31 protein-coding genes and 4 tRNA genes are annotated in these 26,771 nt (G+C 44.3%); 8 read left to right on the forward strand and 27 right to left on the reverse strand.

The genetic code is table 11. From position 1 onward, the window contains the following. Window positions 1-20: 20 nt before the first annotated feature. From walI to dnaB, 11 genes are all read right to left on the reverse strand, one after another. Window positions 21-863 (reverse strand): WalRK two-component regulatory system regulator WalI, encoded by an 843-nt coding sequence (walI, locus tag MY9_RS20550; protein WP_014666090.1) that lies wholly within the window; start codon window positions 861-863, stop codon window positions 21-23. Then, window positions 850-2,217 carry a WalRK two-component regulatory system regulator WalH gene (walH, locus tag MY9_RS20555; protein ID WP_014666091.1) on the reverse strand — a complete coding sequence of 456 codons (1,368 nt, stop codon included), beginning with the start codon at window positions 2,215-2,217 and terminating at the stop codon, window positions 850-852. Before walH ends, walI begins: the two co-directional genes overlap by 14 nt. After that, window positions 2,207-4,042, reverse strand: coding sequence for a cell wall metabolism sensor histidine kinase WalK (gene walK, locus MY9_RS20560; RefSeq protein WP_014666092.1), 1,836 nt, complete (start codon window positions 4,040-4,042; stop codon window positions 2,207-2,209). Before walK ends, walH begins: the two co-directional genes overlap by 11 nt. A gap of 7 nt (window positions 4,043-4,049) precedes the next feature. Further along, a complete protein-coding gene (walR, locus tag MY9_RS20565; RefSeq protein WP_003244363.1) occupies window positions 4,050-4,757 on the reverse strand; it encodes a cell wall metabolism DNA-binding response regulator WalR in 708 nt (235 codons plus the stop codon). 384 nt (window positions 4,758-5,141) lie between these two features. Next, window positions 5,142-5,214 (reverse strand) — tRNA-Phe (locus tag MY9_RS20570). 35 nt (window positions 5,215-5,249) lie between these two features. Then, window positions 5,250-5,326 (reverse strand) — tRNA-Asp (locus tag MY9_RS20575). An 81-nt stretch (window positions 5,327-5,407) separates the two neighbouring features. Next, window positions 5,408-5,479, reverse strand: a tRNA-Glu gene (locus MY9_RS20580). A 9-nt stretch (window positions 5,480-5,488) separates the two neighbouring features. Continuing rightward, window positions 5,489-5,564, reverse strand: a tRNA-Lys gene (locus MY9_RS20585). A gap of 223 nt (window positions 5,565-5,787) precedes the next feature. Further along, complete coding sequence (gene purA, locus MY9_RS20590) at window positions 5,788-7,080, reverse strand: adenylosuccinate synthase (RefSeq protein WP_014666093.1); 1,293 nt, start codon at window positions 7,078-7,080, stop codon at window positions 5,788-5,790. A gap of 205 nt (window positions 7,081-7,285) precedes the next feature. Continuing rightward, entirely contained in the window at window positions 7,286-7,705 is a 420-nt protein-coding gene (locus MY9_RS20595; RefSeq protein ID WP_014666094.1) for a VOC family protein, read from the reverse strand. Between the two features lie 120 nt (window positions 7,706-7,825). Continuing rightward, complete coding sequence (gene dnaB / locus MY9_RS20600) at window positions 7,826-9,190, reverse strand: replicative DNA helicase (RefSeq protein ID WP_003226923.1); 1,365 nt, start codon at window positions 9,188-9,190, stop codon at window positions 7,826-7,828. A 169-nt stretch (window positions 9,191-9,359) separates the two neighbouring features. On the opposite strand from dnaB, the gene MY9_RS20610 reads away from it, so the two are divergent. Continuing rightward, window positions 9,360-9,560, forward strand: coding sequence for a DUF2188 domain-containing protein (locus MY9_RS20610; protein ID WP_014666095.1), 201 nt, complete (start codon window positions 9,360-9,362; stop codon window positions 9,558-9,560). Between the two features lie 47 nt (window positions 9,561-9,607). Here MY9_RS20610 and MY9_RS20615 read toward each other — a convergent pair whose 3' ends face one another. Next, on the reverse strand, window positions 9,608-9,811 hold the full coding sequence (locus MY9_RS20615) for a hypothetical protein (RefSeq protein ID WP_014666096.1): 204 nt from the start codon (window positions 9,809-9,811) through the stop codon (window positions 9,608-9,610). 121 nt (window positions 9,812-9,932) lie between these two features. Here MY9_RS20615 and MY9_RS20620 point away from each other — a divergent pair, with 121 nt between their 5' ends. From MY9_RS20620 to MY9_RS20630, 3 genes are all read left to right on the forward strand, one after another. After that, window positions 9,933-10,073, forward strand: a complete 141-nt coding sequence (locus MY9_RS20620; protein ID WP_003242786.1) for a YycC family protein — start codon at window positions 9,933-9,935, stop codon at window positions 10,071-10,073. A gap of 72 nt (window positions 10,074-10,145) precedes the next feature. Next, entirely contained in the window at window positions 10,146-11,354 is a 1,209-nt protein-coding gene (locus MY9_RS20625) for a CynX/NimT family MFS transporter (RefSeq protein ID WP_014666098.1), read from the forward strand. A gap of 105 nt (window positions 11,355-11,459) precedes the next feature. Beyond that, window positions 11,460-13,523: an ArnT family glycosyltransferase gene (locus MY9_RS20630; protein WP_014666100.1), complete on the forward strand. Its 2,064-nt coding sequence runs from the start codon at window positions 11,460-11,462 to the stop codon at window positions 13,521-13,523. A gap of 36 nt (window positions 13,524-13,559) precedes the next feature. On the opposite strand, the gene rplI is transcribed toward MY9_RS20630, so the two are convergent. From rplI to MY9_RS20650, 4 genes are all read right to left on the reverse strand, one after another. Continuing rightward, a complete protein-coding gene (gene rplI / locus MY9_RS20635) occupies window positions 13,560-14,009 on the reverse strand; it encodes a 50S ribosomal protein L9 (RefSeq protein ID WP_003226915.1) in 450 nt (149 codons plus the stop codon). Further along, window positions 14,006-15,985, reverse strand: coding sequence for a cyclic-di-AMP phosphodiesterase GdpP (gdpP, locus tag MY9_RS20640; protein WP_014666101.1), 1,980 nt, complete (start codon window positions 15,983-15,985; stop codon window positions 14,006-14,008). Before gdpP ends, rplI begins: the two co-directional genes overlap by 4 nt. Before the next feature lie 36 nt (window positions 15,986-16,021). Beyond that, window positions 16,022-16,951, reverse strand: coding sequence for a YybS family protein (locus tag MY9_RS20645; protein ID WP_014666102.1), 930 nt, complete (start codon window positions 16,949-16,951; stop codon window positions 16,022-16,024). A gap of 225 nt (window positions 16,952-17,176) precedes the next feature. Next, the gene (locus MY9_RS20650; RefSeq protein WP_014666103.1) at window positions 17,177-17,326 is read right to left on the reverse strand and encodes a hypothetical protein; all 150 of its coding nucleotides are present in this window, start codon (window positions 17,324-17,326) and stop codon (window positions 17,177-17,179) included. Between the two features lie 145 nt (window positions 17,327-17,471). Between MY9_RS20650 and cotF the strand changes: the two genes are divergently transcribed. Continuing rightward, window positions 17,472-17,954 carry a spore coat protein CotF gene (cotF, locus tag MY9_RS20655; protein WP_014666104.1) on the forward strand — a complete coding sequence of 161 codons (483 nt, stop codon included), beginning with the start codon at window positions 17,472-17,474 and terminating at the stop codon, window positions 17,952-17,954. A gap of 29 nt (window positions 17,955-17,983) precedes the next feature. Here the strand turns inward: cotF and hypR are convergent, their stop codons facing one another. After that, entirely contained in the window at window positions 17,984-18,361 is a 378-nt protein-coding gene (gene hypR, locus MY9_RS20660; protein ID WP_014666105.1) for a transcriptional regulator HypR, read from the reverse strand. Window positions 18,362-18,565: 204 nt separating this feature from the next. Here hypR and MY9_RS20665 point away from each other — a divergent pair, with 204 nt between their 5' ends. Then, window positions 18,566-19,495, forward strand: coding sequence for a manganese-dependent inorganic pyrophosphatase (locus MY9_RS20665; protein ID WP_014666106.1), 930 nt, complete (start codon window positions 18,566-18,568; stop codon window positions 19,493-19,495). Between the two features lie 32 nt (window positions 19,496-19,527). On the opposite strand, the gene MY9_RS20670 is transcribed toward MY9_RS20665, so the two are convergent. Continuing rightward, window positions 19,528-19,974 carry a DUF6376 family protein gene (locus tag MY9_RS20670; RefSeq protein WP_014666107.1) on the reverse strand — a complete coding sequence of 149 codons (447 nt, stop codon included), beginning with the start codon at window positions 19,972-19,974 and terminating at the stop codon, window positions 19,528-19,530. A gap of 11 nt (window positions 19,975-19,985) precedes the next feature. Next, entirely contained in the window at window positions 19,986-20,306 is a 321-nt protein-coding gene (locus MY9_RS22060) for a hypothetical protein (RefSeq protein WP_040081162.1), read from the reverse strand. A gap of 100 nt (window positions 20,307-20,406) precedes the next feature. Here MY9_RS22060 and MY9_RS20680 point away from each other — a divergent pair, with 100 nt between their 5' ends. After that, window positions 20,407-21,714 carry an MFS transporter gene (locus MY9_RS20680; RefSeq protein ID WP_014666109.1) on the forward strand — a complete coding sequence of 436 codons (1,308 nt, stop codon included), beginning with the start codon at window positions 20,407-20,409 and terminating at the stop codon, window positions 21,712-21,714. 38 nt (window positions 21,715-21,752) lie between these two features. On the opposite strand, the gene MY9_RS20685 is transcribed toward MY9_RS20680, so the two are convergent. From MY9_RS20685 to MY9_RS20720, 7 genes are all read right to left on the reverse strand, one after another. Next, entirely contained in the window at window positions 21,753-22,100 is a 348-nt protein-coding gene (locus MY9_RS20685; RefSeq protein ID WP_014666110.1) for a hypothetical protein, read from the reverse strand. 1 nt (window position 22,101) lies between these two features. Continuing rightward, window positions 22,102-22,446, reverse strand: a complete 345-nt coding sequence (locus tag MY9_RS20695) for a hypothetical protein (RefSeq protein ID WP_014666111.1) — start codon at window positions 22,444-22,446, stop codon at window positions 22,102-22,104. 15 nt (window positions 22,447-22,461) lie between these two features. Continuing rightward, complete coding sequence (locus tag MY9_RS20700; RefSeq protein ID WP_014666112.1) at window positions 22,462-22,647, reverse strand: hypothetical protein; 186 nt, start codon at window positions 22,645-22,647, stop codon at window positions 22,462-22,464. Next, a complete protein-coding gene (locus MY9_RS20705) occupies window positions 22,647-23,039 on the reverse strand; it encodes an Hsp20/alpha crystallin family protein (RefSeq protein ID WP_014666113.1) in 393 nt (130 codons plus the stop codon). The genes MY9_RS20700 and MY9_RS20705 overlap by 1 nt, the downstream gene beginning before the upstream one ends. Window positions 23,040-23,136: 97 nt before the next feature. Beyond that, window positions 23,137-23,382, reverse strand: a complete 246-nt coding sequence (locus MY9_RS20710; RefSeq protein WP_014666114.1) for a hypothetical protein — start codon at window positions 23,380-23,382, stop codon at window positions 23,137-23,139. A 35-nt stretch (window positions 23,383-23,417) separates the two neighbouring features. Next, window positions 23,418-23,888 carry a hypothetical protein gene (locus MY9_RS20715; protein WP_040081157.1) on the reverse strand — a complete coding sequence of 157 codons (471 nt, stop codon included), beginning with the start codon at window positions 23,886-23,888 and terminating at the stop codon, window positions 23,418-23,420. 113 nt (window positions 23,889-24,001) lie between these two features. Beyond that, window positions 24,002-24,391 (reverse strand): YybH family protein, encoded by a 390-nt coding sequence (locus MY9_RS20720; protein ID WP_041521465.1) that lies wholly within the window; start codon window positions 24,389-24,391, stop codon window positions 24,002-24,004. A gap of 146 nt (window positions 24,392-24,537) precedes the next feature. On the opposite strand from MY9_RS20720, the gene MY9_RS20725 reads away from it, so the two are divergent. Next, window positions 24,538-25,377 carry a pentapeptide repeat-containing protein gene (locus MY9_RS20725; RefSeq protein WP_014666117.1) on the forward strand — a complete coding sequence of 280 codons (840 nt, stop codon included), beginning with the start codon at window positions 24,538-24,540 and terminating at the stop codon, window positions 25,375-25,377. A 35-nt stretch (window positions 25,378-25,412) separates the two neighbouring features. Here MY9_RS20725 and MY9_RS20730 read toward each other — a convergent pair whose 3' ends face one another. Next, complete coding sequence (locus tag MY9_RS20730; RefSeq protein WP_041521547.1) at window positions 25,413-26,627, reverse strand: MFS transporter; 1,215 nt, start codon at window positions 26,625-26,627, stop codon at window positions 25,413-25,415. Window positions 26,628-26,771: the final 144 nt, after the last annotated feature.

Here is a 26,771-nt window from a genome sequence, read left to right on the forward strand (position 1 = left end):
TCTGTCTCACTCCATTATTTTCATTGATCTGTATCTAAAATCGTACTCTCCAAAGCATTCACAGTAAAATACTCTTGTACTGTCTTTTTCTCGCCGTTCACTTTTTTATCGTACTCGACTGTAATTCTCCATACCGGCGCCAGCACCTGCGTACTTGTCAGCGGATATTGTGCTACATAGCCGAATTTACAGCTCTTCACAGTGCTGTATTCTTTTAATTGATTTTGATAGTACAACAGCTCAACCGCATCCATTTCAGTAATTAAGCTTTCTTTCTGGATTTGCTTGAAGGTCTCAAGCGTTGTCTGGTCGTACGACACAACCTCGTTTTTACCGTTTAAGTGCAATACCACTTGCCCGATCATATTAGAGGGATTATCGGTCTTTTGGTAAATATAATGGCCTTCATACGTTTGGAAGAAAATAATTTCTTTCTTCGATTTATCAACCTTCCAAAGCTTATATTTTTCGCCATCTTGAATCTTCGAAGAAACAAGTGCCTGCGCATCGTCTTCGATATTCTTCTTTGACAGGGCGATTGGATTTGCAAACTTCATTTTCAGGCTCGTTACTTTATGATCATCACTAGGCATGTCCATCAAAGGCTTTTGATCCTTCAGCGCCTCAATTTCCTCCTTGGTGAAGGCTTTTTGATTTGCTGTGATCCGATAGCCTTCTGTCGCTTCCTTATTCAAGCCTTCATACGTGATATGATCGGCCCTCATGTCGTGCTCGACATCATTTTTAATGACTTCATATTCCTTGCCGGTAGCCTGCCATTTTTGAAAAAACTGATAGCCTAAGAAAATATCTAAAATGAGGAAGGCAACGATGAAGATTGATTTTGTCTTATTCCACTCCACTGTTAGCCTCCTCCTTTTTCAATAAGTCCTTTGTAATCGGCACAATTTTTCCATTTACTTTCATCGCCCAAACCGGTTCCAGTTCAACGAGAGGATCATCGTTGGTTGATGTGGATACCAATTGATAAGCAAGGAAGATCTGATCAATTTTGTCCGTATCATAAGCGGTTTGTCTCGAAAGCAGCATCTTCACTTCGCTGCCGCTCATCAGCTCTGTTTCACTTGTTTTAATCGGATTCGTTCCGAGACTGTAATTCGGCCGCTTATAGCTGAGAATGTCATCATTCGCCCATTGCACCGTAATCGCCGATGTCGCTCCGAAAGGTTTGGTGGTGCTGTTAATGACCGGGAGCTGATCCATAAAGATATAGAAGCTCAGCTGTTGGCTGTCATTGATACTGAAAAATTGATAGTGATCCGTCCAGCTTCCGGTATCCTCAAGGTATTTTTGGCTCTTTTTGATTAATTCTCCCGTTTGATAGGATGTGCTCTGCACCAAATTGCGCTGCTGGAATTGCACCTGGCGCTGGCTAAGATTCACATCTAAACGGCTGATCCCATCTGTCAGTACATTTCTGTTGTTGTAATTCGAATCTTCCCTTACAATGCTCGGATCGCTAAACAAAGCCTGCTTAAAGGTATTTGTTTTAATCGATTCAGTGACAAATTCTTTTTTGTCCATCGTAAGCGGTTTGTTTGGCAGCAAGAACTCTTTCTTTGAGCCAATGGAGAACAAACTGAACGCCGGCATATTTGATTGCCTGTTTTTCAAGTCGTTCATAATGTTCCGGTAGTTTGCCGACTCAACCGTCACTTCAAGAATGAGCTGTTTGCTGTAAGACACCAAATAGATTTTCTTGTTCGCTTTTGTTTCATTGAATGGGATCAGAATATGATCAAACGAACTGTATTCAAACGACTGATTAGACCATTTAAACAGCGTTTGGAAAATATCAATCGGGATCGTATCGCTGAATTGCAAATCAAGCTTGGCTTCAGAACCGCCTATACCATAAAACCAACTCTTGAATCCAGACTTGTCATACTGATCCGAAATATCTTTAATTCCTTTTACATCCCAATGCGGCAAGTCAGACCAGATTTCTTCATAGAGGGCATTGTCATCCACTTTGTAATGAGCGCCGTCATCATGGATAAACATGTCTCGCGGCCTTACCGTTTCAGACAGCTTTTGGGTCGTTTTTTCGATTTTGTGTTTCTCACGCACGGTAGACTCTGTTGAGGATGAGCCTTCAGAAAAGTTTGGCTGGAACGTCCATATCCCCCATGTGAAAACAAGACTGATGACGACGAGTACGGTAAGTAATATCGTTTTTATATTTTCACGCTTCATCCCAATCATCCTCTTGTTCCTCTTTATATGGAAGAGTAAATGTAATCGTCGTGCCTTTTCCTTCTATGCTGTCCGCCCAAATATCTCCACCGTGCGCCTGTACCATTTCCTTGGCAATCGCCAATCCCAGGCCGGTGCCGCCAAGCTTTCTCGTTCTCGCTTTATCCACCCTGTAGAAGCGGTCAAAGACTTTTTCGACATCTTTTTTCGGAATGCCGATCCCTTCATCCTTCACGCTGATATAGAGCAGTTCTTCCTCTTCATTGACATCAATCGAGAACGTGACATGTCCGCCTTCGGGTGAGTATTTTAATGCGTTAGAAATAATATTATCGAGCACCTGCGTAATTTTATCCTGGTCAATCTCGACGTACAGGTTTCTGTCCGGCAGATTGCGGATAAACTCCACATGCTGCTCTTTTGTCATTTCAAAACGGTCAATAATAAGCGACATAAACCGGACAATCTGAATCCATTCCCGGTTAAATTGATAATCCTTACTGTCAAATTTCGACAGCTGAAGCAAATCATTGACAAGCCGGATCATACGCTCTGTTTCATTTTGCGTCACCATCAAGAAGCGCGGAGCAATGTCTTTATTTTCCCACGCGCCTTCAGCTAACGCTTCTAAATAGCTGCGCATTGTCGTGAGCGGCGTCCGCAGCTCATGTGATACATTCGCAACGAATTCTCTGCGTTCCTGATCCATTTTCTCTTGTTCGGTTACATCATAAATGACAGCGATTAAACCATCAATTTTGCCGTGTTCCCTTTGAATCACAGAGAAATTCACGCGAAGCACCGTTAATTGATCATCGCGCTCAATTTCAAGCAGCATAGAATCCTGCTGCTCCACCAAATCTTCAAAAGTATAATTCTCTTGAAGCCCCAGCAAGCTTGTAATCGGCATTTCTAAGGCTGTTTCACGTGAAACGTTCAACAGCTCCAGCGCCGGACTGTTTAGGAGAATAATTGCTCCGTTTCGGTTTGTGGCGATAACGCCGTCTGTCATATAGGCAATAACAGAGGCTAGCTTTCTTCGTTCCCCTTCAGTCATCGCCTGAGCATCTTCAAGTTCTCTCGTTAAGTGGTTAAACGTTGTGGCGAGCTGACCAATTTCATCATGCCCGTACTTTTTAACCTTCCTTGAGAAATTCCCTTTCGCAAGCTCCATCGCCTGCTTTCGCATATCTGAAAGCGGGTGGGTAATGGTTCTTGCCAGAAAAATACCGAGAAGAGCCGTCAAAACGAGTGCCAAACCTGTGCCGGACGCTAGTATCGTGTTGATTGTCTTCATTTGATTAAAGACATCTTCCATACTCGCGACAACATAGATCGCGCCGACAACCTCTTGGTTTTCAGTCATGACGGGCTTCGCGGAAATAAGAACTCTGATTTTGCTTTTCGGGTCATAATATTTTCTTAAATACGACTGTTTGGTGGAAAAAATCCTCTTAAAAATCAGATCGGTCGTTTGTTTCCCTGCCACTTCCTCACCATACGGCTTTGAAGACCCGACCACTTCATAGCTTTTATCTACAAAACTAATTTCCCGAACCTCATCACTTTTCGTGAAATCACTCAGGATACGGCTGACGTCATCCTTTATGACAGTGCTGTCGTTATCGCTCTTATATTCTTGTTCGATATAATAAGAAAGGTTGTCGATTCGCTGATTCAGCGATTGTTCATAAGAGCTGATCAGCGACTTCTCTACCTGATTGACAAAATACACACCAATGATTTGCATAGCAATGATGATCAAAAGCACATAAATCAAGGTAATTTTAAATTGGATCGACCGAAAAAAACCAACCTTATTCATATGGGCATTAGTCCTGTTCTGGGTTTCTCAAGTAATAACCTACACCGCGGCGTGTGACAATCCAATTTGGATGGCTCGGGTTGTCCTCAATTTTTTCACGAAGCCGGCGGACTGTTACGTCAACCGTTCTGACATCGCCGAAGTAATCATAGCCCCAAACGGTTTGAAGCAAGTGTTCACGGGTCATCACTTGTCCGATATGTTTTGCTAAATAATGAAGCAATTCGAACTCACGATGAGTCAATTCGATTGTTTCATCTCGTTTTGATACAACGTACGCGTCAGGGAAGATGACGAGAGAGCCGATATGAATCTCATTAGAGGAAGGCTCTTCCTCCGCAGGCGCTGTTGTCAGCTGGCGGCGCAGATTCGCTTTTACACGCGCCAGAAGCTCGCGTGTGCTGAATGGTTTTGTGACATAGTCATCAGCACCGATTTCGAGTCCGATAACCTTGTCAATTTCTGAATCCTTAGCCGTCAGCATAATGATTGGCATATCGTATTTCTTTCTGACTTCACGGCATACTTCAACGCCGTCTTTATTAGGGAGCATAATATCTAAAAGAATTAAATCAGGCTGAAGCTCTTCTACCATTTCAACGGCTTCGTTTCCGTCGTGGGCACAGTGCACCTCATAGCCTTCTTTTCTTAAGTTAAATTCCAATATATCTGCAATCGGTTTTTCATCATCTACTACAAGGATCTTTTTATCCATCATTTTGATTTTCCTCCTGCCGAATGACTTCATTTCATCTATATCACATTCGTTTCATCACTTAAGACCCATGTAAAGAATGGGTCCTTGTCTATTATAACGGTTTAAGGGCAAAAGATAAAAAAAATAAAGGTTTAGAAAAAAAACACACATTTCACCTTTATCCGCCCATTGTTTATCTTTTGTCATGCTGGTCAACTTTTTTTAAAAAAGATAACTTTATTGAAACCTCCCCTCACCGGAGTGCGTCTTTATCAATGACGTCTTCTTCTTTGAACCGGCCCCAGGGCCGGTTCTCCCTTTTTCTTCTATTATAACATTCCTCATGTTTGCCTTTTTCCTAAAAGAAAAAACGCACCTACGATTGCAGATGCGTTTGGTAAGTGGCTCGGGACGGAATCGAACCGCCGACACACGGATTTTCAGTCCGTTGCTCTACCAACTGAGCTACCGAGCCAAATGTTTTATTTTTCTCTACCAAGTAAAGTAAAATGGCGGTCCGGACGGGACTCGAACCCGCGACCTCCTGCGTGACAGGCAGGCATTCTAACCAACTGAACTACCGGACCTTACAGTAATTGCCCGGAGAGCTGTCGTGTCAGCTCTCACAGACAAATAAGGAATTTAGCAATAACGCTAAAGTAAATCAATGACCCGTACGGGATTCGAACCCGTGTTACCGCCGTGAAAGGGCGGTGTCTTAACCGCTTGACCAACGGGCCTTCACGAAATGGTGAGCCATGAAGGACTCGAACCTTCGACCCTCTGATTAAAAGTCAGATGCTCTACCAACTGAGCTAATGGCTCTTAAAGATGTCGGAATTTCTATAGAGCAAACGACTTAGATCTAGTTCTTATCTCGTACTCTATTGAAGCAGTTTCCGTAACAACGAGATTTATAATATCACGAACAAATAGAAGTGGCAATAACTTTTTTGGTTTTTTTCATATTTTTTTCTCAGACCAACTTATATGCGGGCTTCAAACAAAAAACAAGCCCCTGATATAGGGGCTTGCAGGCATATTCTATTTAGTTCGCACGGTATACACTGCGAAGGACATTTGTTTGTGAGCGGTCTGGACCGACAGAGAAAATAGAAAGCGGAATGCCTGTCAGCTGAGACACACGCTCAAGATAATGGCGCGCATTTTCCGGAAGCTCGCTCAAGCTCTTCGCACCTGTAATATCCTCAGTCCAGCCTGGCATTTCTTCATAAACCGGCTCACATTCAGCAAGTGCTTTAAGACTTGCTGGGAATTCTTCAATGATTTCGCCTTTGTAGCGGTACGCCACACAGATTTTCAACGTTTCAATTCCTGTTAAGACGTCAATTGAGTTCAGAGAAAGATCTGTAATTCCGCTCACACGGCGGGCGTGGCGGACAACGACGCTGTCAAACCAGCCGACGCGGCGCGGGCGGCCTGTTGTTGTTCCATATTCGCGTCCGACTTCACGGATTTGATCACCGATTTCATCTTTCAGCTCAGTCGGGAAAGGACCGTCTCCGACACGAGTCGTATATGCTTTTGATACACCGACAACGTGCTGAATTTTGGTCGGGCCGACACCAGAACCGATCGTGACACCGCCGGCAACCGGGTTAGATGACGTAACAAACGGGTATGTTCCTTGGTCGATATCAAGCATAACCCCTTGTGCGCCTTCAAATAATACACGGCGCCCTTCATCAAGAGCATCGTTTAAGACAACAGATGTATCGCAAACGTATTGTTTGATCTGCTGGCCGTACTCATAATATTCGTCTAAGATATCCTCAATTTTAAACCCTTCTGTCTCGTACATTTTCTCAAGCAGACGGTTTTTTTCTTCGAGATTGCGTTCAAGCTTTTCCGCAAACGCGTCACGGTCTAACAGATCCGCGATGCGAATTCCGATGCGGGCTGCTTTATCCATGTAAGCAGGGCCGATTCCTTTTTTCGTTGTGCCGATCTTGTTAGCCCCTTTACGCTCTTCTTCCACTTCATCCAATTTCAAATGATACGGCAGAATGACGTGAGCTCTGTTGCTGATTCTCAGGTTATCTGTACTGACGTTGCGTTCATGAAGATACGCAAGCTCTGTGACTAATGCTTTCGGATCTACAACCATTCCGTTTCCGATGACACACGTTTTATCCTTATAAAAAATTCCAGACGGGATTAAGTGAAGCTTGTATGTGATTCCGTCAAACTTGATTGTATGCCCTGCGTTATTTCCGCCTTGATAACGGGCGATCACTTCTGCATTTTCTGATAGGAAATCTGTGATTTTACCTTTTCCTTCATCGCCCCATTGCGTACCTACTACAACTACTGAAGACATGTCCGTGCACCTCCGTTAACCTTTCAAAACGATTCTATTCAAACAAATCAAGTTTATCAGTGAAGAAACAGAAAGTCAATTGTAAATCCGAACATTAAATTATTGTAAATCTATATTCGTTCGCTTTCATTCGTTTTATAAGCGTTTTCTCACCATTTTGTCATAAAAAGCTTGTGAAACTTTCATCCTTTAGCATGAAAAAGAATTACTTGCCTGATATTCCTTTTGAATTCATAAAAACAACCCGCCAGCCGTCCGGGTCCTCTATCGTCACGCCCCCATTGCTCCAGTACGGATTCTCTGATTCCACCTCTCGATAGCCCATGTGCTTTAGCTTTGAACTGATCGCTTTCAGTTCATCTGCATCTGGCACATAAAAAACAAGGAGGCTGTCGGGATGGGGAACAGGGGCAGTGCTTTCCCCTTCATACTGAGTGAATTCCAAATGATAATCGGCATGAGGAAGGCCGAACATGACACCGTCATACCCGTTATGCTGTGAAAATTCTCCTATTCGTTTCAAGCCCAGTCCCTCTTCGTAAAAACGAACAATCTCATCAAGCTGGCCTGTAGGACGCGCAATTCGGATTTGTGCTGCGTGAAAAGACGAAAAACGGTTTCCCATATTGTTACCATCTCCTTTTTGCACCATTTTATTAAAACGCTTTCAAATTTTCATCCGCTGAGCGGACGGTTTCTCTTCCACCTTTCGAACGAAAAAAACCCCAAGATCAGCTCTTGGGGCTTATGCGCCGGGCGGAACGCCTGCGTCATCAAAACGCCGTTCCAGGTTGACGAATTTGTTGTATTCTTTTACGAACGCAAGAGACACGGTTCCTACCGGGCCGTTACGCTGTTTGGCGATAATGATTTCGATAATGTTTTTATTCTCGGTTTCTTTGTCATAGTAGTCATCACGATAAAGGAACGCGACAATATCCGCGTCCTGCTCGATACTTCCTGATTCCCGGATATCAGACATCATCGGACGTTTATCCTGACGCTGCTCAACACCCCGGGAAAGCTGAGAAAGCGCGATAACAGGGACTTGCAGCTCCCTGGCAATCGACTTCAGTTCACGGGAAATTTCTGATACTTCCTGCTGACGGTTGTCCTTTGAACGGCCGCTTCCCTGAATCAATTGCAGGTAATCGATCAAAATCATGCCCAGCCCGCTTTCCTGCTTCAAGCGGCGGCACTTGGCGCGGATTTCACTTACCCGAATCCCCGGTGTATCATCGATGTAAATTCCGCTGTTCGACAGGCTTCCCATTGCCATCGTCAGCTTGCCCCAATCCTCTTCAGTCAGGTTACCGGTACGGAGATTCTGGGCATTGATATTTCCCTCGGCACAGAGCATACGCATAACGAGCTGCTCTGCACCCATCTCAAGACTGAAAATCGCTACGCTCTCATCGGTCTTGGTCGCCACGTTTTGTGCGATGTTCAGGGCAAAGGCTGTTTTCCCCACTGACGGACGGGCAGCCACAATGATCAAGTCGTTGCGCTGGAAACCCGCAGTCATCCGGTCAAGCTCCGTAAAACCTGTTGGAATCCCTGTGATATCACCTTTTCGATTGTGAAGCTGTTCGATATTATCATAGGTTTGGACAAGGACGTCCTTAATGTTTTGGAAGGCACTCGTATTTTTGCGCTGTGCCACTTCCATAATCGTTTTTTCCGCTTCACTGAGTAAATCCTCGACCTCATCTTCACGGGTATACCCGTCTTGAGCAATCGTTGTCGCGGTTCTGATTAATCGGCGAAGAATCGATTTTTCCTCAACGATTTTCGCGTAATATTCTATGTTAGCCGCTGTCGGCACCGAGTTTGCGATATCTGTCAGATATGAAATGCCGCCTACTTCTTCCAGCAGGTCTGTGTTTGCAAGCTCTGAAGTTACCGTCACCAGATCAACCGGCTCACCTCGGTCACCGAGCACCAGCATCGCATTATAGATTTTTTGGTGGGACATTCTATAAAAATCATCTGGAATCAATACTTCTGAAGCCAGTGTTAAAGCAGACGGCTGTAAAAAAATAGCGCCTAACACGGCTTGTTCGGCTTCTATATTTTGCGGAGGAAGCCGATCATTCAGAAGGTCTGTCATGCTAAGCACCGTCCTCTCATTAAAAAATCTCCAACCTCCATTCTACCATTTCTACAGAAAAAAAATAGAAAAATTGTCTGTTTCCTGTTTTTTTCAGTTAGCAGATTGGATCGTTTTGGACAGTAACAAGGCGGGAAAAATGCAATAAAACATAAGGGAGGAATGAAAAATGATTAAAAAATACGCGATTACACCGAATGTTGATGCGGATGGCTGGTTTATTGAGGTGGAGAATGTGGCGCCGACAGCTTTGTATACGTCTAAAGACGCCGCTATTGAAAAGGCCAAACAGGTGGCTAAGGAAAACAGTCCGGCAAAGCTTGTCATTTATGACCAGTTTAAAAATGTGGAAGAGGAACTCTCATTTTAGTGAATGAAAGCCTTCGCTGCAGCGAGGGTTTTTTAGCGGTTATCGGTTTATTTCATCCATTGGATGCCTATGTCCATCATCAAATCTGCCGCTTTTTGATACAGATCCCACTCCTCAAGCGAAGCAAATTTCCCCATCAGCTCTTGAAGCTTTAGCCTCACTGCTAAGTATTCTTCGAATGTGACAGCTTTTTCAGTGTCTATTTGGTGTTCCTTCAGCATTTGTTTTAATAAGGACAACGGTGCGTGCATAAGAGCCCTCCTTACAATCATTTATAACGGGCATTTTTCGATTGCTCTATTCCTTTGTTACATCTTCTTACATTTCACATCTGATTCTTGTACAATGGACAGAAGAGAGGAGGGATCTTTTGTGAGACCTTTGCAAATTTCTGCTGAAACTGCACAAAAGCTTGCAGAGTCCTTGAATCTGCCGCTTGAACAGATCATGCATATGCCTCAGCATATTCTGCTGGCCAAAATGGCTGAATTGCAAAAAGAGGACAAATCATAGCCTTCATTCACATACTTGCTTACCTGTTTCGGGATAATATGATGTATATGTTAGAAAAAAGGAGTAACTGCTTTGCCACATCCACAAAATAAAAAAATCCAATCATTTTGGCTGATCGCCGGCATTATCTTTATCGCCTTTAACTTACGGCCCGCGATCACTTCAGTCGGTCCGGTCATCAGCTCTATCCGGGCAGAGCTGCACATGTCAAATGGGGCAGCCGGGTTTTTGACCGCACTGCCGCTGCTTTCATTTGCAGTTCTTTCTCCGCTTGCGCCTAAGCTCGGGCAGCGCCTCGGAAATGAGCGAACCTTATGGCTAGGTCTCGTGGTACTGTTGATCGGTGTTTTGACTCGTTCTACCGGATATACTGCCGCTTTGTTTTTCGGAACGGCACTTATCGGCGTCGGGATTGCGATTGGTAACGTACTTTTGCCAAGCTTAATCAAACATAAATACCCTGAAAAGCCAGGGCTCATGATCAGCCTGTATACGACATCAATGAATATATTCGCTGCGTTGGCATCAGGTGTCAGTGTTCCTTTAGCGACCCAGATGGATGGCGGATGGAAACAGGCCTTTCTCTTATGGGGCGGGCTGGCTTTGCTTGCATTGCTGATCTGGATACCCCAGCTGCGCCATCGGGATACGGCAAACAAGGCAGTGAAGCTTCAAAACAGTTCCATTTGGGCTTCCAAAATGGCATGGTATGTCACCATCTTTATGGGACTGCAATCGTTTTTATTTTACAGCAGCATCGCTTGGTTTCCTGAAATTCTCCGTTCACACGGGATTGATACGGCAACAGCCGGGTGGATGGTATCACTCATGCAATTTGCGAGTCTGCCTTCCACTTTTCTGACACCGGTTTTAGCTGATCGTGTGAAACAGCAGCGCGGTATCGTTGCAGCGCTGGCCTCAGTTTATTTGATCGGCCTCTGCGGATTATTAGCGGGCGGCAGCCATACATTGCTTGCCATCTGGATGATCATTATCGGTATCGGGCAAGGCTCCAGCATTAGTCTGGCGCTCACTTTGATTGGCCTCCGCAGTGAAAATGCCCAGCAGGCCGCTGCGCTGTCAGGCATGTCTCAGTCATTCGGCTACCTGCTGGCAGCAGTCGGGCCAATCTTTGTCGGCTATCTCTTTGACCAGACGCATTCATGGACGATGCCGATTGTGCTTCTCATTGCTGCCTTGATCGTAATGGGAGCAGCCGGACAGGGAGCCGGACGAGATCGATACATTTTTCAGTCAGCAAAACAAAGAAATTCAGCATGAAAGCGGGGAAGATATCTCCGCTTTTTTCTTTGAATATTTATGATTTATTCATAGGTTTTTCATATTTGTTTTTTACAATGAGACACTATAAAGAGGTGAAAAACGATGAAAACCAAACGATTCGACGCAGCTCTTATTCTTATTTTGCTTACAGCGGCTTTTCTGAATATGTATAACATTTGGCAGGATGACACAGCGAACCAGTACTATTTGGCTGCTGTGAAAAGCATGACGCAAAGCTTCCACAATTTCTTCTATGCGTCATTTGACCCTTCCGGATTTGTCACAGTGGATAAGCCGCCTGTTGTGTTATGGGTTCAAACGATTTTCGCACTGATTTTCGGCGTTCACACGTGGAGTGTGATCCTTCCTCAGGCTCTCGCCGGAGTTGGATCTGTATTCCTTCTCTACAGAATGATTAAGCCGACTTTTGGAGTTGGAGCGGCCCGCATTGCCGCACTTGTCATGGCACTGACCCCTATTGCAGCAGCTGTCAGCCGGACAAACAATATTGACAGCATGCTTGTCTTTACCTTATTGCTCGGTTCAGCTTGCCTGCTTAAGGCAGTAAAACAAGGCAAGCTGGTTTGGCTGCTGACGGCATTTGCCCTAATTGGGCTCGCCTTTAATATGAAGATGATGCAAGCATTTATGGTCTTGCCTGCATTTGTGATATTCTACCTGATTGCTTCCCGGGTTGCTCTGAAGAAAAAAATCGGATCTCTGATTCTGTCTCTTGTCCTTCTCACAGGCCTCTCCCTCTCATGGGCGGTTGCAGTGGATTCGATCTCACCCTCCAGCCGGCCTTATGTCGGAAGCAGCCAGACCAACTCCGTGTTAGAACTGGCCTTTGGCTACAACGGCACCGAGCGACTGCTTGGGCAAACTACGGGCCTGGCAAAGGGTGATATGAATGCTGCTGGCGGAGGGAACATGCAGAATCAAGACAACATGCAAGCGCCAAATGGTAACGGTTCATCTTTTTCTCAGAACGGAAATCAATCATTCGGAAACCATTCACAAGCGCCTCAGCCGCCTAACGGACAAACCGGCGCTTCCAATGGAGGCGGAGGCACACCTCCCACAGGCGGCAACGGACCTGGAAATGGAGGGCCTGGCGGTGGCGGCGGAAAAAGCATGAATATGTTCGGCACCGGTGATGCTGGACCGCTCCGTCTCTTCCAATCGGCACTTTCCGGCCAAATCAGCTGGATGCTTCCATTCGCATTGATCGGATTGCTAGGCGGAATCGTCAGCTGGTATCGTGATCGCCGCGGACAGGCTGCTGAAATGAAAGAAACGCTATTCTGGACGGCATGGCTCGTTCCTGTGGCTGGTTTCTTCAGCATCGCGGGATTCTTCCACCAGTATTACTTGATTATGCTGGCACCGCCGATTGCCGCGCTTTCTGGAATCGGCTGGCATTCGATGTACCGCTTATACAAAAACAATAAAGACTGGTCCAGCTATCTTCTGCCAGCAGCCGTTCTGATCACATCCGCGTTCCAGGTGTATATCCTGAGTGCTTATACAAGCCAAATCGGCAGTGTATGGATGTACGTACTGGGACTCTTAGGACTCGGGATCACCCTTGCACTTTTGATGCTTAAACGCAATCATCCGTTCAGTAAGCAACTGACCATCCTCAGCTTGTGCATTCTGCTGCTCACACCAGTCTATTGGTCAGCAACGCCGCTTCTATACGGAGGCAACAGCGTCCTTCCTGAATCCGGCCCGCAGCTCAAAAGCTCGGCAAACGGCGGGAACATGTTCTCTTCAGAGGTCGACAGCGGGCTCCTGTCCTATCTGAGAAAGCACAATACTGGCGAAGAATATTTATTTGCCACTTTGACAACCGTAACAGCTGCGCCATACATCATTAACGAAAATGAGTCTGTTATGGCAATGGGTGGGTTTAATGGCACGGATCCCATTCTGACTGTGTCCGAACTGAAAAAACTAATCAAAGAAGGCAAAGTGAAATACTTTCTTCTCTCAGAAAACAACTCAGGCAACAGCGAACTTGTTTCCTGGATTAAGAAAAACGGAAAAGAAATATCGTCTGAAGAGTACAGCAGTTCCTCCAACAGCACAAACAGCACTCAGCAAGGCATGATGAGAGGAGGACCTGGCGGAGAAAGCCAGCAAACTCTTTATCTCGTGGAATAAAAAAGAGGCTTGGATTGATCCAAGCCTCTTTTTCTATTAAGCTTCTTCTTTTACATGTACCTTTAACACTGCCTGCACCTCAGGATGCAGCTTCACAGGCACGTTTGTGTATCCTAATGCACGAATGCCGTCCGGCAGTTCAAGCTTCCGCTTATCTACTTTAATGTTATGGTCTTTTTGCAGCTGTTCAGTGATTTGCTTGCTTGTCACTGAACCAAATAAACGGCCGCCTTCACCTGATTTTGCGCTAAGTTCAACAGTCAGTTTTTCTAATGTCTCTTTCAAGCTCTTAGCCTGCTCAAGCTCGGCAATGGCTTCTTTTTTCTCTTTCTGCTTTTGTCCGTTTAGCGCGCTGATGTTTGACGCGTTCGCTTCAACCGCGAGGCCTTTTTTAATGAGAAAGTTATGCGCATAACCGTCTGCTACGTTTTTGACTTCACCTTTTTTTCCTTTTCCTTTTACATCTTGTAAGAAAATAACCTTCATCTCTGTACGCCTCCCTCAAAATACTCATCTATGGCGTGCTTCAGCCGTTCCAGCGCTTCAGAAACTGAAATGCCGGACAACTGCGTCGCCGCATTTGTTAAATGCCCTCCGCCTTCCAGCGCCTCCATGATGATCTGCACATTTACCTCGCCAAGTGACCGCGCACTGATACAAACCGTTTGTTCATCCCGTCTCGCCACCGCAAATGAAGCCTCAACCTCACTCATCGACAGCAGCGAATCGGCAGCCTGCGCAATCAGGACTTGATCGAAGTATTCCTCTTCATTTTCAGGAAGAGAAGCAATCGCAATGTTATCTTTATAGAGGACCGTATGCTGGATCAGCTTCGCCCGTTTAATATAGGAATCAACGGTTTCTTTCAGGAACTTCTGCACCAGCACCGTATCGGCGCCTTTTGCCCTTAAATAAGAAGCCGCATCAAAAGTCCGCGAGCCCGTGCGGAGAGAAAAGCTCTTTGTATCCACTATTATACCAGCTAATAGGGCTGTTGCTTCAATCATATTGATTTTTAAGCGTTTCGGCTGATATTCAAGCAGCTCTGTCACCAATTCCGCTGTGGAAGAAGCGTACGGTTCCATATAAACGAGCAGCGGGTCTCTGATAAACTCCTCACCCCTGCGGTGATGGTCGATGACCACGATATGTTCAATTTTATTGACCAGCCGTTCCTCCATAACAAGCGACGGCTTATGTGTATCAACGATCACAAGAAGCGTGTCATCATTAGAAATTTCCATCGCTTCTTCAGGCGTAATAAATCTTGACCACAGCTCTTCATATTTTTTGATTTCCTCAATCAAACGCTGCACACTTGATCCGATTTGATTTGGGTCAATCACAATAAAGCCATCTTTGTTATTTGCCTGTGCCACCTTTAAAATCCCGATCGCTGCGCCGATAGAATCCATGTCGGGGAATTTATGCCCCATGATAATCACATTGCTGCTTTCAGAGACGATTTCCTTTAAGGCATGAGAAATGACGCGGGCCCGCACCCTTGTTCGTTTCTCCATTGGATTTGTTTTACCTCCGTAAAACTTCACCTTGCCGTTTGGCAGCTTAATGGCTACCTGGTCTCCGCCGCGTCCCAGTGCTAAATCTAAGCTGGATTGCGCCAAATCGCCAAGTTCTTTCAAGGAAGAGACCGAAGCCCCGACACCGACGCTTAACGTCAGCGCTACACCGTCAAATGAGGTTTTTTCCCGCACTTCATCAAGAATCGAAAACTTCGAATTTTCGAGTTCAGTTAAGATGTGTTCATTAAGCACAGCGATAAAGCGTTCTGAAGACGTCCGTTTCAAGAAGATCCCGTACTCCTGCGCCCAAGCGTTCAGCAGAGATGTCACCTGGCTGTTCATCGTGCTTCTCGTCTGGTCATCCAATCCTTGTGTCACATCATCATAGTTATCAAGGAAAATATAGGCCAGCACGGTTCTTTCGTTTTCATATAGCTTTTCAATCTGGATTTGTTCTGTAACATCAAAGAAGTATAAGAGACGCTCATCCCGTTTGATGACAACCCTAAACTTACGGTCATTCAATGAAACCGTTTCCGATTCCACCTCTTGTTTGATCAGCGGTACCACCGATTCACAAGTATCGTAAAGTGATCTCCCCACTAAAGTGCTTTCATTAAAGCAAGAGGAAAGAAACGGATTTGCCCATTCTATATAATATTGGTCATTAAAAAGCATGATTCCGATCGGCATTTCCATCAATGCCTCTTCACCGACTTTTTTCAACCTGTAGGATAACGTTGAAATATAAGCATCTATCTCTTTTCGAATAAGAGAATCAGCACGTCTAATAAAAAACAAAATAACTGCCAGCAGCAGCACTTCGACGGCTCCTAATATCCAGTTAAAATAAAAGCTGATGAGGATTGTAATGATTGACAGAGCAATCAATGCGTAGATGGGATACCGAAACAGCGGTTTTTCATAAAAGCTTGGCATTTCTATCACTCCCCACCATGTGAGTAAAACTCATGTTCACTTCACCTTATTCCTTATATGAAAGCCTATATCTAAGACGCCTAAAATGCGAATGACTGCCATGAATACCGGATGCACAAACCCGAGTACGACAGCAATCACAGCCGCAGCCTTCGGATATTGTTTCTTATGGCAATAGAAAAAGATAAATGATAAACCTTGGATAAAAATCAGAAACCCGAGTATAAACTCCCCATTTAAAGCGATAGAGTACAGCATTTGGCCTTTTTCTAAAGGCAAAAATGAAAGCATGACAATGATCAAATACAGCACTACAACACTTTGCGGAAACTTCAACTCTCTAAAAGGCTTTAGATTAGGAATATCGGGGGAGAATCGCCTTAAGAGCGGCTTAGCGATAAGGTAACTGAGGAAAGAAAAAATAGCTCCTACCATCACAATAGCTGTTGGAAAAAGATATTGAACGATACCCAATTGTTCTTCCATCAGTTTTAATTGCTTCTCAAACTGTTCAGCATTGCCCGACTGCTTCACTACATTTTCTACAATATCAAGAGATTGCCGGTATTGTGTCATCGCCTCATCAATGATATTGATACCCAAAAACTGAATGCTTATCACAAAATAGAAGACAATACTTAGCATATAAATAAGCGCGCCCGAAATAATGGCGTGCCCGGGCTCTTTCCTTTTGAAAAAATGTCCCATGGCAATGCCGGCGCAAGCTGACATAAAAGCTACAATAAGTCCGTTAAAGGACCCGACAATAAAAACAACCGGAAGACTGACAGCGCCCATCCATATCCCTAGCTTCAATCCATGTCTGATCGTATACAGGATCATTGGCAGCGGCAGTGCAAATAACAGAATTGTTCCAATCACAGGAACATAAACGACCAAAAGCGTGATGATCGCAAACAGACTGATTAAAATAGCACCTTCCATTAATGCTCTCGTTTGTTTCACTTAGTCACCTCGTATCATCTCGAACATACGAATAGAAAAGAGCAGCATAAACGACTGCTCTTTTGTTATCGCTGCAAACGCTTTGCACCGAATGTTTTTATATCATCTCTAAATTTCACTTTTATATTTTAACATAAGTCCAAATCGCAAGTAAAATGACGCTAATGTTTCATGTGAAACATAAAAAAAGGAAAAGACATTCTTGGAAAAGAATGCCCATCACCATTAATGTTTATCATCCATAAAGCCAGAAGATTCTTTGTTTTTCTTTTTCGTTTTTCTGACATACATAAAAATTAAGATCACCAGTAAAATAGTTGTTGCTTGCAGAACGCCGCTGCTAAACAAGAAAAAGTTCTTTATCATGTCCCACATTGAATTTCACCTCTTTGTGCATGTTCTCAACCCGTAGCCTATATAAGGTGAATTTCCCTTTTTAAAAACTTCAAAACATCATGAACAACATTGAGCGTTGGGCATATGCTGATATGGAATCTGATTGATAAAGGAGAATTTTCACATGGATGAACGCAGAACATTGGCTTGGCATGAAACACTAGAAATGCACGAGCTGGTTGCTTTTCAATCAAACGGACTTATTAAACTGAAGAAAATGGTAAGAGAAGTAAAAGATCCTCAGCTCAAACAGCTTTATAACGTGTCTATTCAGGCCGTTGAGCAAAATTTGAGAGAGCTTCTTCCGTTCTTTCCACAGGCTCCGCACAGAGAGGATGAAGAAGAAGAACGCGCAGATAATCCATTTTACAGCGGTGACCTGCTCGGTTTTGCCAAAACGTCTGTCCGCAGCTATGCCATCGCCATTACAGAAACAGCAACACCTCAATTAAGAAACGTACTGGTCAAACAGCTGAATGCTGCCATCCAGCTGCACGGCCAAGTTTATCGATACATGTATCAGCATGGATACTATCCGTCTTACAACCTTTCTGAACTGTTGAAAAATGACGTCAGAAACGCCAACAGAGCCCTTTCAATGAAATAAAACAAGCAGCAAAGGAGTTCCCTTTGCTGCTATTTTTGCTGATCCTTCAGCAAGCCGTTCGTACGATAAGATTCCAGCACGTCTCTGTTGGATTCTCCCCATTCTTTCATTTGCAAAACAATCGGTTCAAGTGTTCGCCCGAATTCCGTCAGAGAATACTCAACCTTCGGCGGCACCTGTTGATAAACCTCACGATGCACGATGCCGTCCGCTTCCAGCTCCCGCAGCTGAAGAGTAAGCATTCTTTGAGTAATATTCGGGCAGATTCGCCGAAACTCATTAAACCGTTTCTTGCCCTCTATCATGTGATAAAAAAGAATTCCTTTCCACTTTCCGCCAATGACATCTAGCGTAAATTCAACTGGACAGCCTTCTTTGTTCGGGTATATATTCTTTTTTTCACTCATTTATGACCCTCCAATAGTACCTTTTTTGATACTACATTACATTTTGCAACTAAGCTACCCAGTATTTTACACAGCTTTTCTCCTCAGCTCAAAGAAAATGCTTCTTATTCACATCAATTTTTAAGGGTTTGCATGATTACACCTGCAGCAAGACGTGTTAAACTATATAAAGATGACACTACTTAAAAAAGGATAGGAGCTATCATGGAAAAGATACTTATTTTCGGACACCAAAACCCAGACACAGATACGATTTGTTCTGCGATTGCTTATGCTGATTTGAAAAACAAACTCGGCTTCAATGCTGAGCCTGTCCGTCTTGGACAAGTAAACGGCGAAACACAATACGCGCTTGACTATTTCAAACAAGAAAGCCCGCGCCTTGTTGAAACAGCTGCAAACGAAGTAAACGGCGTTATCCTGGTTGACCATAACGAACGCCAGCAAAGCATCAAAGACATTGAAGATGTTCAGGTTTTAGAGGTTATCGACCATCACCGCATCGCCAACTTTGAAACAGCTGAGCCGCTTTACTATCGTGCTGAGCCTGTAGGCTGTACGGCTACGATCTTAAACAAAATGTACAAAGAAAATAACGTGAAAATCGAAAAAGAAATTGCCGGCCTGATGCTGTCTGCGATCATTTCTGACTCACTGTTATTCAAATCCCCAACTTGCACGGACCAAGACGTAGCAGCAGCAAAAGAGCTTGCGGAGATCGCTGGCGTAGATGCTGAAGAATACGGCTTGAACATGCTGAAAGCAGGCGCTGATCTAAGTAAGAAAACAGTGGAAGAGCTCATTTCTCTTGATGCGAAAGAATTTACACTCGGCAGCAAGAAAGTCGAAATCGCACAAGTAAACACAGTGGACATTGAAGATGTGAAAAAACGCCAAGCTGAATTAGAAGCTGTGATCTCAAACGTTGTGGCTGAGAAGAATCTTGATCTGTTCCTTCTTGTTATCACAGATATCTTAGAAAATGATTCACTTGCTCTTGCAATCGGTAACGAAGCAGCGAAAGTGGAAAAAGCGTTCAACGTGACATTAGAAAACAACACAGCTCTCTTAAAAGGCGTTGTGTCCCGTAAAAAACAAGTCGTTCCTGTCTTAACTGACGCAATGGCTGAATAATCAAAAAGCATCCCGTGTCGGGATGCTTTTTCTTATTCACCAAGCTTTTCAATCTGTCCCATTACATCAGTGATTTGCTTTGCGTTTTGGACCAGGTCTGACTGCTCCAAATCTTCAAGCGATACCTTGCCTTTCTCGACTTGTTTCAACACCTCTTCAGCGCTTTTCTGCAAGGTTTCGTTATGCTCCTGAATGGTTTGATGAATCTCCGCCGCGGCATCAGGCGGTGTTAACTCATTAAAATCAGCGGCAGCCTTCTGAATCGACTCAAGCTGCGCTTCAAGGTTTTCTTTCGCCTCGGTGTCATTTACAGCTTTCTCAGCCAATTCAGGCGCTTCCTCTGCAAATGTCTTCACCTTCTCCACATACCCCGCTGCCTCACCCGTATAGTTCAACCCGTCGTTCACCTGATCAAGCATACCGCAGCCGCCTGCACTCAAAAGACCCACTCCGGCAAGTACTGTCAAAATAATCTTCATTGTCAGCCTCCTCAACGTTTCTTCTTCACTGTTTCTTTTAAGATCGGGATCAATTTCTCTTTCGCTAACGGCAGCCCTTTTCTCACCAGTTCACGCTTCAGCCACTTTTTCAACGTAGACATCCTGACGCTCCTCTCCCTTTTTGATAAAAATGAAAAAAACTCCACCAATTTGGTGAAGTTCCGAAACAAAAAGACCTTCACCAAATCAGATTTGGCAAAGGTCTCGCTAACAATTAGATTGCCAGCAAAGCCGAGGACATCTTGTCCCGTAATGACGACTTTACTGTGAAAGCTACTCCCCTTTGGAGTGTTCATTTTTATTACTTTCATTCTAAAGCACCCATCTGTTCCAGTCAAATTCCTTCCGTTTACATAAAAGCGCGCTGTGGTATTTAAAATTTGAATGGTTTTTCCATCAGGAGATCATGCTATGAAAGAGGAGGTTTTCATCATGAGTCAAGAGCGCGTGAAACGGCCTGGGCATACCAGATGGTACATATCTTCGTTACTTAGCGGCATTATTATTCTTAATTATTTTGACCGAGTGGCCATCTCTGTAGCGGCACCTGCGATACAAGATTCGTTTCACCTTACTGCAACTGAACTCGGCATCGTATTTTCCATTTACACGTATTCCTATACACTGATGCAGCTGCCTGTCGGAAGTTTGCTGGACCGGTTTGGGGTGGCATGGGTCACAAGGGTTGGAATGACAATATGGAGCTTTTTAACGATCCTTCTTGCTTTTTTACAGGGGAAATTGCTGCTGTATCTGTTCCGGTTTCTCATTGGGCTGACGAGCGCCTCTGCATTCCCTGCTGCCTCTAAGGCAACCGCTCTATGGTTTCCTCCAAGTGAGCGGGGATTGGCAAATTCACTGTTCGATTCAGCCGCCAAGTTTTCAAACGTCATCGGAGCGCCATTGGTCGCCTTTCTTGTCACAACGTTTGACTGGCGTGTCGCCTTTTTGACGATTGGATGCATCAATGTGCTGTTTACGATCTTTTTCTGGCAGTATTATGAACAGCCTGAACGGCACAAACGCATTTCCAAAAGTGAACTCAACTATATTCAAAAACACAACACCATTAATACAGAGCAAATCCCTTACAAAACGGGTCCGCTTTTAAAAAAGCTTTTCACCAACCGCAAAGTATGGGGCTTAATGATCGGATTTACAGGGTACGGGTATACATTCAATCTGCTGCTTACCTGGCTTCCGACTTTCTTTAAACATACATACGGGATGGATCTCATGTCGTCCGGTTTATTTACAGCCGTGCCGTGGCTGATCTCAACCATTTCTGGAATCGCTGTCGGCGGATGGCTCGTCGATTATTTTATTAAGAAAGGCTATCCAAACACCAAGGTGTATCGAACCGTAATCATAGTCGGGATGAGCTTCGGCTTTTTCTTTTTGGGCTCCATTCTGACGAACAATATTACCGTAGCGATTATTTGTATTTCCATCGGGCTCGCTGGAATTTCTGCTACCGCTCCGGTTGGCTGGTCCATCTCCGCTGAGCTCGCGCCGATCGGTTCCGTATCCATGCTGAGCTCTATGGTGAACCTCGCAAACAACCTGTTCGGAGGCATTATTGCTGCATCACTGACAGGGTATTTGTTTGATGTGACAGGCTCCTTTACGCTCAGCTTTCTGGTAGCCGGTTTTGTGCTGTTGCTGGGCTTGGTTTTTTATGTGTTTGTATTAGGGGAAGTAAAACGGATTAAACTATAGAACATGAAAAAGAGAGCTGCCAGTTGGCAGCTCTCCCATTACATCAAAGAATCCGGCCCGTCCCCATTTACCTTCTCCTCGTCCTGTTCCTCTATATCAAGCCCCGAAGCTAGCATTTCCTGCTCTATCTGTTCGAGCACCTGCTCGTTTTTTCCTTGAAGACCACCTTCATAATGAAAAGCATCCTGTGTGCCGTTTTCCTCTATTGTCGCTAAAATATCGTGGATATCATTATGGTCTCCTGAAATGGAGCCGAATCCTTGGTTTTGTTTTTTATAATTCACAAAACCGCTGGGGAGGTTGTTTCCGAGGTTTACACATGATGCGCCTTCAACCGTACCAATGGAAATGGAGCCAATAAAAAAAGAGGGAGAAAACCGTTTCACGTTAAACATCCTTTCCCTGATTGATGGTATACGGCACTGGTTTTCCGTCTATTTTGACCTCAATATCATCTTTTTTTGTTTTCTTTAATCGAGACTGCGATGTGGATTTCTGATGAACATGAGGAGAGAATACGTTGCCAAGATTCAGCATCCCGCTTAGCTCCTGTACATCCAGGTGATCGAGATGAAACGCTAAATCGTCTAAATGCAGCTTCTCTACATTCAATTCCTGTACATCCATCTTCACAAAAACAGAAGGGGTGCGTTTCTCCTGGGAGGATTGTTCAAGCGTATGGACTTTTTGGGCTAATTCTTCAAGCTTTTTTAGGACCTCATCTATGCTCATATACGCCATCCCTTTTTAAAAACTTTTCTCCACAGCTCCCGCATTTCCTTTGATTTTATTATGTTTCCCCTTTATGGCGCCAAAACCTTCATTGATAAAGGTTTCACTTTTTCTGCCTTTTTGGACATTTGTTCCGACAAAGAGGCCAGAAGAATTTCTCAGATGGTTAACCCGCAAAGAACCGTATTTGATAGAGGTCATCACTCTTCTCCTTTTTCATTAGTGCGGTGCGGAACGGTAACCGTTACTATTCCGCTTTCAAATTTCGCACGAATCTGACGCAGATCATACTCTTCGGGAATGGCGATCTCCCGTTTGAAGGGGCCGTAAAACCGTTCTCTGGCGATCCACTCTTGTTCCTCTTCCATCGGCTGGGGGGTAATCTTTCCTTCAATGATGAGTGTGCGATCCTTTTGGCTGATTGACATATCCCCTGCACGTGCACCAGCTACATCAATGGTTATCGTCAATCTGTGGTTTGTTTTTATGAGATCGGCTCTCGGTTCGACAAAGGGAGCAATTTCGCGCAGCAGCTCAGCGAAATCCTTTCCCATCATTTCTTTCACATGGGGATAAAAATGAGATTTTGGCATAAATAAAAACCCCCTGCACATAGCCATACATCTTTAGAATCTATAACTATGCTTATGTGCTTTTTTTGGAGGTATGCTAAAAGAAAACTATTCACCGTTAAAGAGTTTGATTTTGTACACTTGGCGATATATTTTGGTTATTCATGACACCGTCTATGCCATCAGGGTCAATAACCGTTGAAACATTCCCCTGGTTCAAGACATTTCCTGCGAAGAAGCCGATTCCGTTATTTACCTTACGATGCGCAGCCCATCCGGGTAACTGATTTTCTCCAATCGCGATGGCTGTATTTGTCTGCTGGGAATTCACATTGATTGCACCGAGTGTAAAACCGATAGCCAAACAAATCCTCCTCCTTTTCAAACCAAGGCAGCCTCTTAAAAGTAATCATTTATTTGACAGTCATTTTCGTCGTTATCTATCACGAATGACGAGTTTTGAGTGTTTTGAATCGTGCCTAATAACCTTCCCTGGCCGGACGTTCGTTTACTATGTGAACTCCAGCCGGTAAGTTCGTTTTCGCCAACTGAAATGGCGGCACATGTATCCAGAACGTTAATATTCATTTCTCCAACATCAATATCATTCTGGTTTTCTCCCGAGTTCCCTTCAAAGGAAATCCTGTTTTCATGATGAATCGGCGTATCTACCTCATCGTTATCCATCACATAGCTAAAATTATGAGACACCTGGGAGTTGGTCATTGATCCGAGTCCGTAATTGTTTTTCCGATGCGAAGACCAATTATGCGCATAATTGGTTCCGATAAATATTCCTGAGGAGGTATCAATTGAAATCACGCTAATGTTGCTGACTTGAACCTGGTTTACTGCTTGTCGATGATTCAATCTTATTCAGTCCTTGATATGTCTTTTCAGTCCATTACTTTACAATATGTTTTACATCGATTATTGGTTCGGGTTCTTTTTCAAGCAGTATCTGACTTGGACACGTCCGTAAGCTAAAGACCAATTAAATCCGTACCATATGAATTATCGATTACGCAAAGCCACTCGCCTTGCGCATTCTTCTTAAAGACATAGGTCGCCCTTCTTTCCATCGCATACTCGGAGTCCTTTTTATCCGAATCAAGCAATGTCTGAGAAAGGACGAGGACAGTGTCACCTGCTTCCAGCATGATCATTTCTCCTTGTGTCGGCACAATATGATGATTAAAATAGTTCGCGATCGTGATAAACGCTTTTTTGATTTCTTCTTTGCCTCGCGCGATCATGCCAGGCTTCACAACTAAAATGGCATCTTCCGAGTAGTAATTCATCAGTGTATCAAAATCTTCATTTTGGATTGCCAAATCACACGCAGAGATGATGTCTTTCAATTGCTGTTCCAAATGAATTCCCCCAATCATCATGATTGGATATATTATACAATGTTTGACACGCTGAAACCGTAAAAACAAAATGAAAAGGATCCCTATTTCCTATATAATCAAATAGATATATTTAACAAAGTACCCAAGTGAAGGGGTGGACAATTTTGTCTGCGGAAGTAACGTTACATGACCATATACATCATGATTTAAGCGCGGATTGCCAGCATTGTTTTGGCTTGTGCTGTGTCGCCTTGCCTTATGCGAAGTCGGCAGATTTTGCTTTTGACAAAGACGGAGGCACGCCTTGCCGCAACTTACAATCAAACTATCAATGTTCGATCCATAAAAATCTCAGAGAAAAAGGATTTCGAGGCTGCTCTGCATATGAATGCTTTGGCGCCGGCCAAAAAGTATCCCAAATCACTTATGAGGGAAAGGATTGGCGAAACAGCCCCGAAACGGCCAACGAGATGTTTGGCGTTTTTCCTATCATGCAGCAGCTGCATGAAATGCTCTGGTATTTACATGAAGCTCTTTCTATAGATATAGCCAAGCCGATTCATCCTGAACTAAGAACCAGTTTCGAAAAAATAGAAAAGCTCACCAGACTCAGCAAAGAACGCCTGCTGACACTGCAGGTGGACGAGCATCGAGCTGAGGTCAATAAATGGCTGTTAAAAACGAGTGAGCTGGTGCGTGCCCAAGCCCGCAATCCAAAACTCCCGAAAAAAGTCAGCCGGGGAAGTGTCCTGATCGGTGCAAAACTAAAAGGGCTTGATTTGCGAGGAGCAAATCTAAGAGGAGCGCTGCTCATAGCCGCAGATCTGAGAAATGCCGATTTGAGAATGACAGACTTTATCGGTGCAGATATGAGAGACGCTGATCTCAGCGGCGCCGACCTGACCGGATGCATCTTTCTGACACAGGCACAGGTGAACGCCGCCAACGGTGATTCGAACACAAAGCTGCCGCCGTCTTTACGAATCCCTGCCCATTGGAAATAAAAAAGGACCCGCTTACGGTCCTTTTTTTACTGTCATCAATTCAATTCTTTTTCGTTCCTTTTATCCGGCATTTTCATACTTTTTGCCAAGTATCCCGACAGCCATAACGCAGCCAGCAGCATGAAGGTGATCATACCGACCACGCCCAGCCAGTGAAAAGCAGACCAGAATAGCCCTCCGACTGTTCCGCAAACGCTTGAACCGGCGTAATAAAAAAACAAATACAGCGATGAAGCCTGTGCTTTGTTGTAAAGAGCTCTCCTGCCCACCCAGCTGCTTGCAACTGAATGCCCTCCGAAAAAACCGAATGTAAAGAGGGCAATCCCCAGTATTTTCACTGCCAGCATACTGTTTATCGTGAATAAAGCACCTGCAATGACAATGAAAATATTTATCACCAGTATTTTCGGATAGCCATACCGATCAACCATTCTTCCAATGAAAGATGAGCTGAAAATGCCTACAATCATCACAATAAAGATCCAGCTGGCAAATGCTTTATTAAGCGAGTACGGTGGGCCCAGCAGCACATACACAATGTAATTAAACAATGCAACATTGCTTCCGAGCAGCAAAAAACCAATGAGAAACAAGCTGAATAGTTTGCGGTCTCTCAAGTGGCCGATCAGAGACATTCCCAACTTCCCGAGCTTCAATTTTCTTGGCGTAAAATGCCTGGATGGAGGCAAATTCATAAAAAATATAACACTAGCAATCAAACTAATGACACCAATTGATCCCATCGCCATATGCCAATTCACGTACTCGCTCAGAAGCCCGGAAACGATCCTTCCAAAAACGGCGCCGATTGCATTTCCGCTGATATACAGTCCCATCGCTGATCCGAGACTTCCAGGTTCAATTTCTTCTCCGAGATAAGCCATCGCAATTGACGGAAGGCCTGCGAGCGCAACGCCTTGAATGGTTCGCAATACGAGGAGCGTATGAAAGTTCGGACTCAAGGCCGATGCCAGACAGAGAACCGATGCGGCCAGCATGGAAATACCCATAATCGGCTTGCGACCCCATACCTCTGATAATGAGCCAAAGACAAGCATGCTCACTGCTAACAGCATTGTGGTAACGGATAAAGAGAGACTCGCCACAGTAGGCGTCACATGAAATTCCCGCGTGAATTCCTCCATGAGCGGCTGTACGCAATAAAGAATCGCAAATGTATTGAAGCCTGCAGCGAAGAAAGCAAACGTAATTTTACGAAAAACTGGTGTGCCTTTTTGAATGTATGTCATTGGGGTTTTATCTGCCCCTCCGCATGTTGTTGAGCACTGCAATTCATATAAAACCATCCTTTATTCTTCCGATTTCAAACATCCTCGAGTCTGTTTATACTTTTATCTTAGCACCGTCGATATATGATGTATAATGCATATAAA

This window comes from Bacillus sp. JS, from assembly GCF_000259365.1.
In the GTDB taxonomy this organism is placed as follows: domain Bacteria; phylum Bacillota; class Bacilli; order Bacillales; family Bacillaceae; genus Bacillus; species Bacillus stercoris.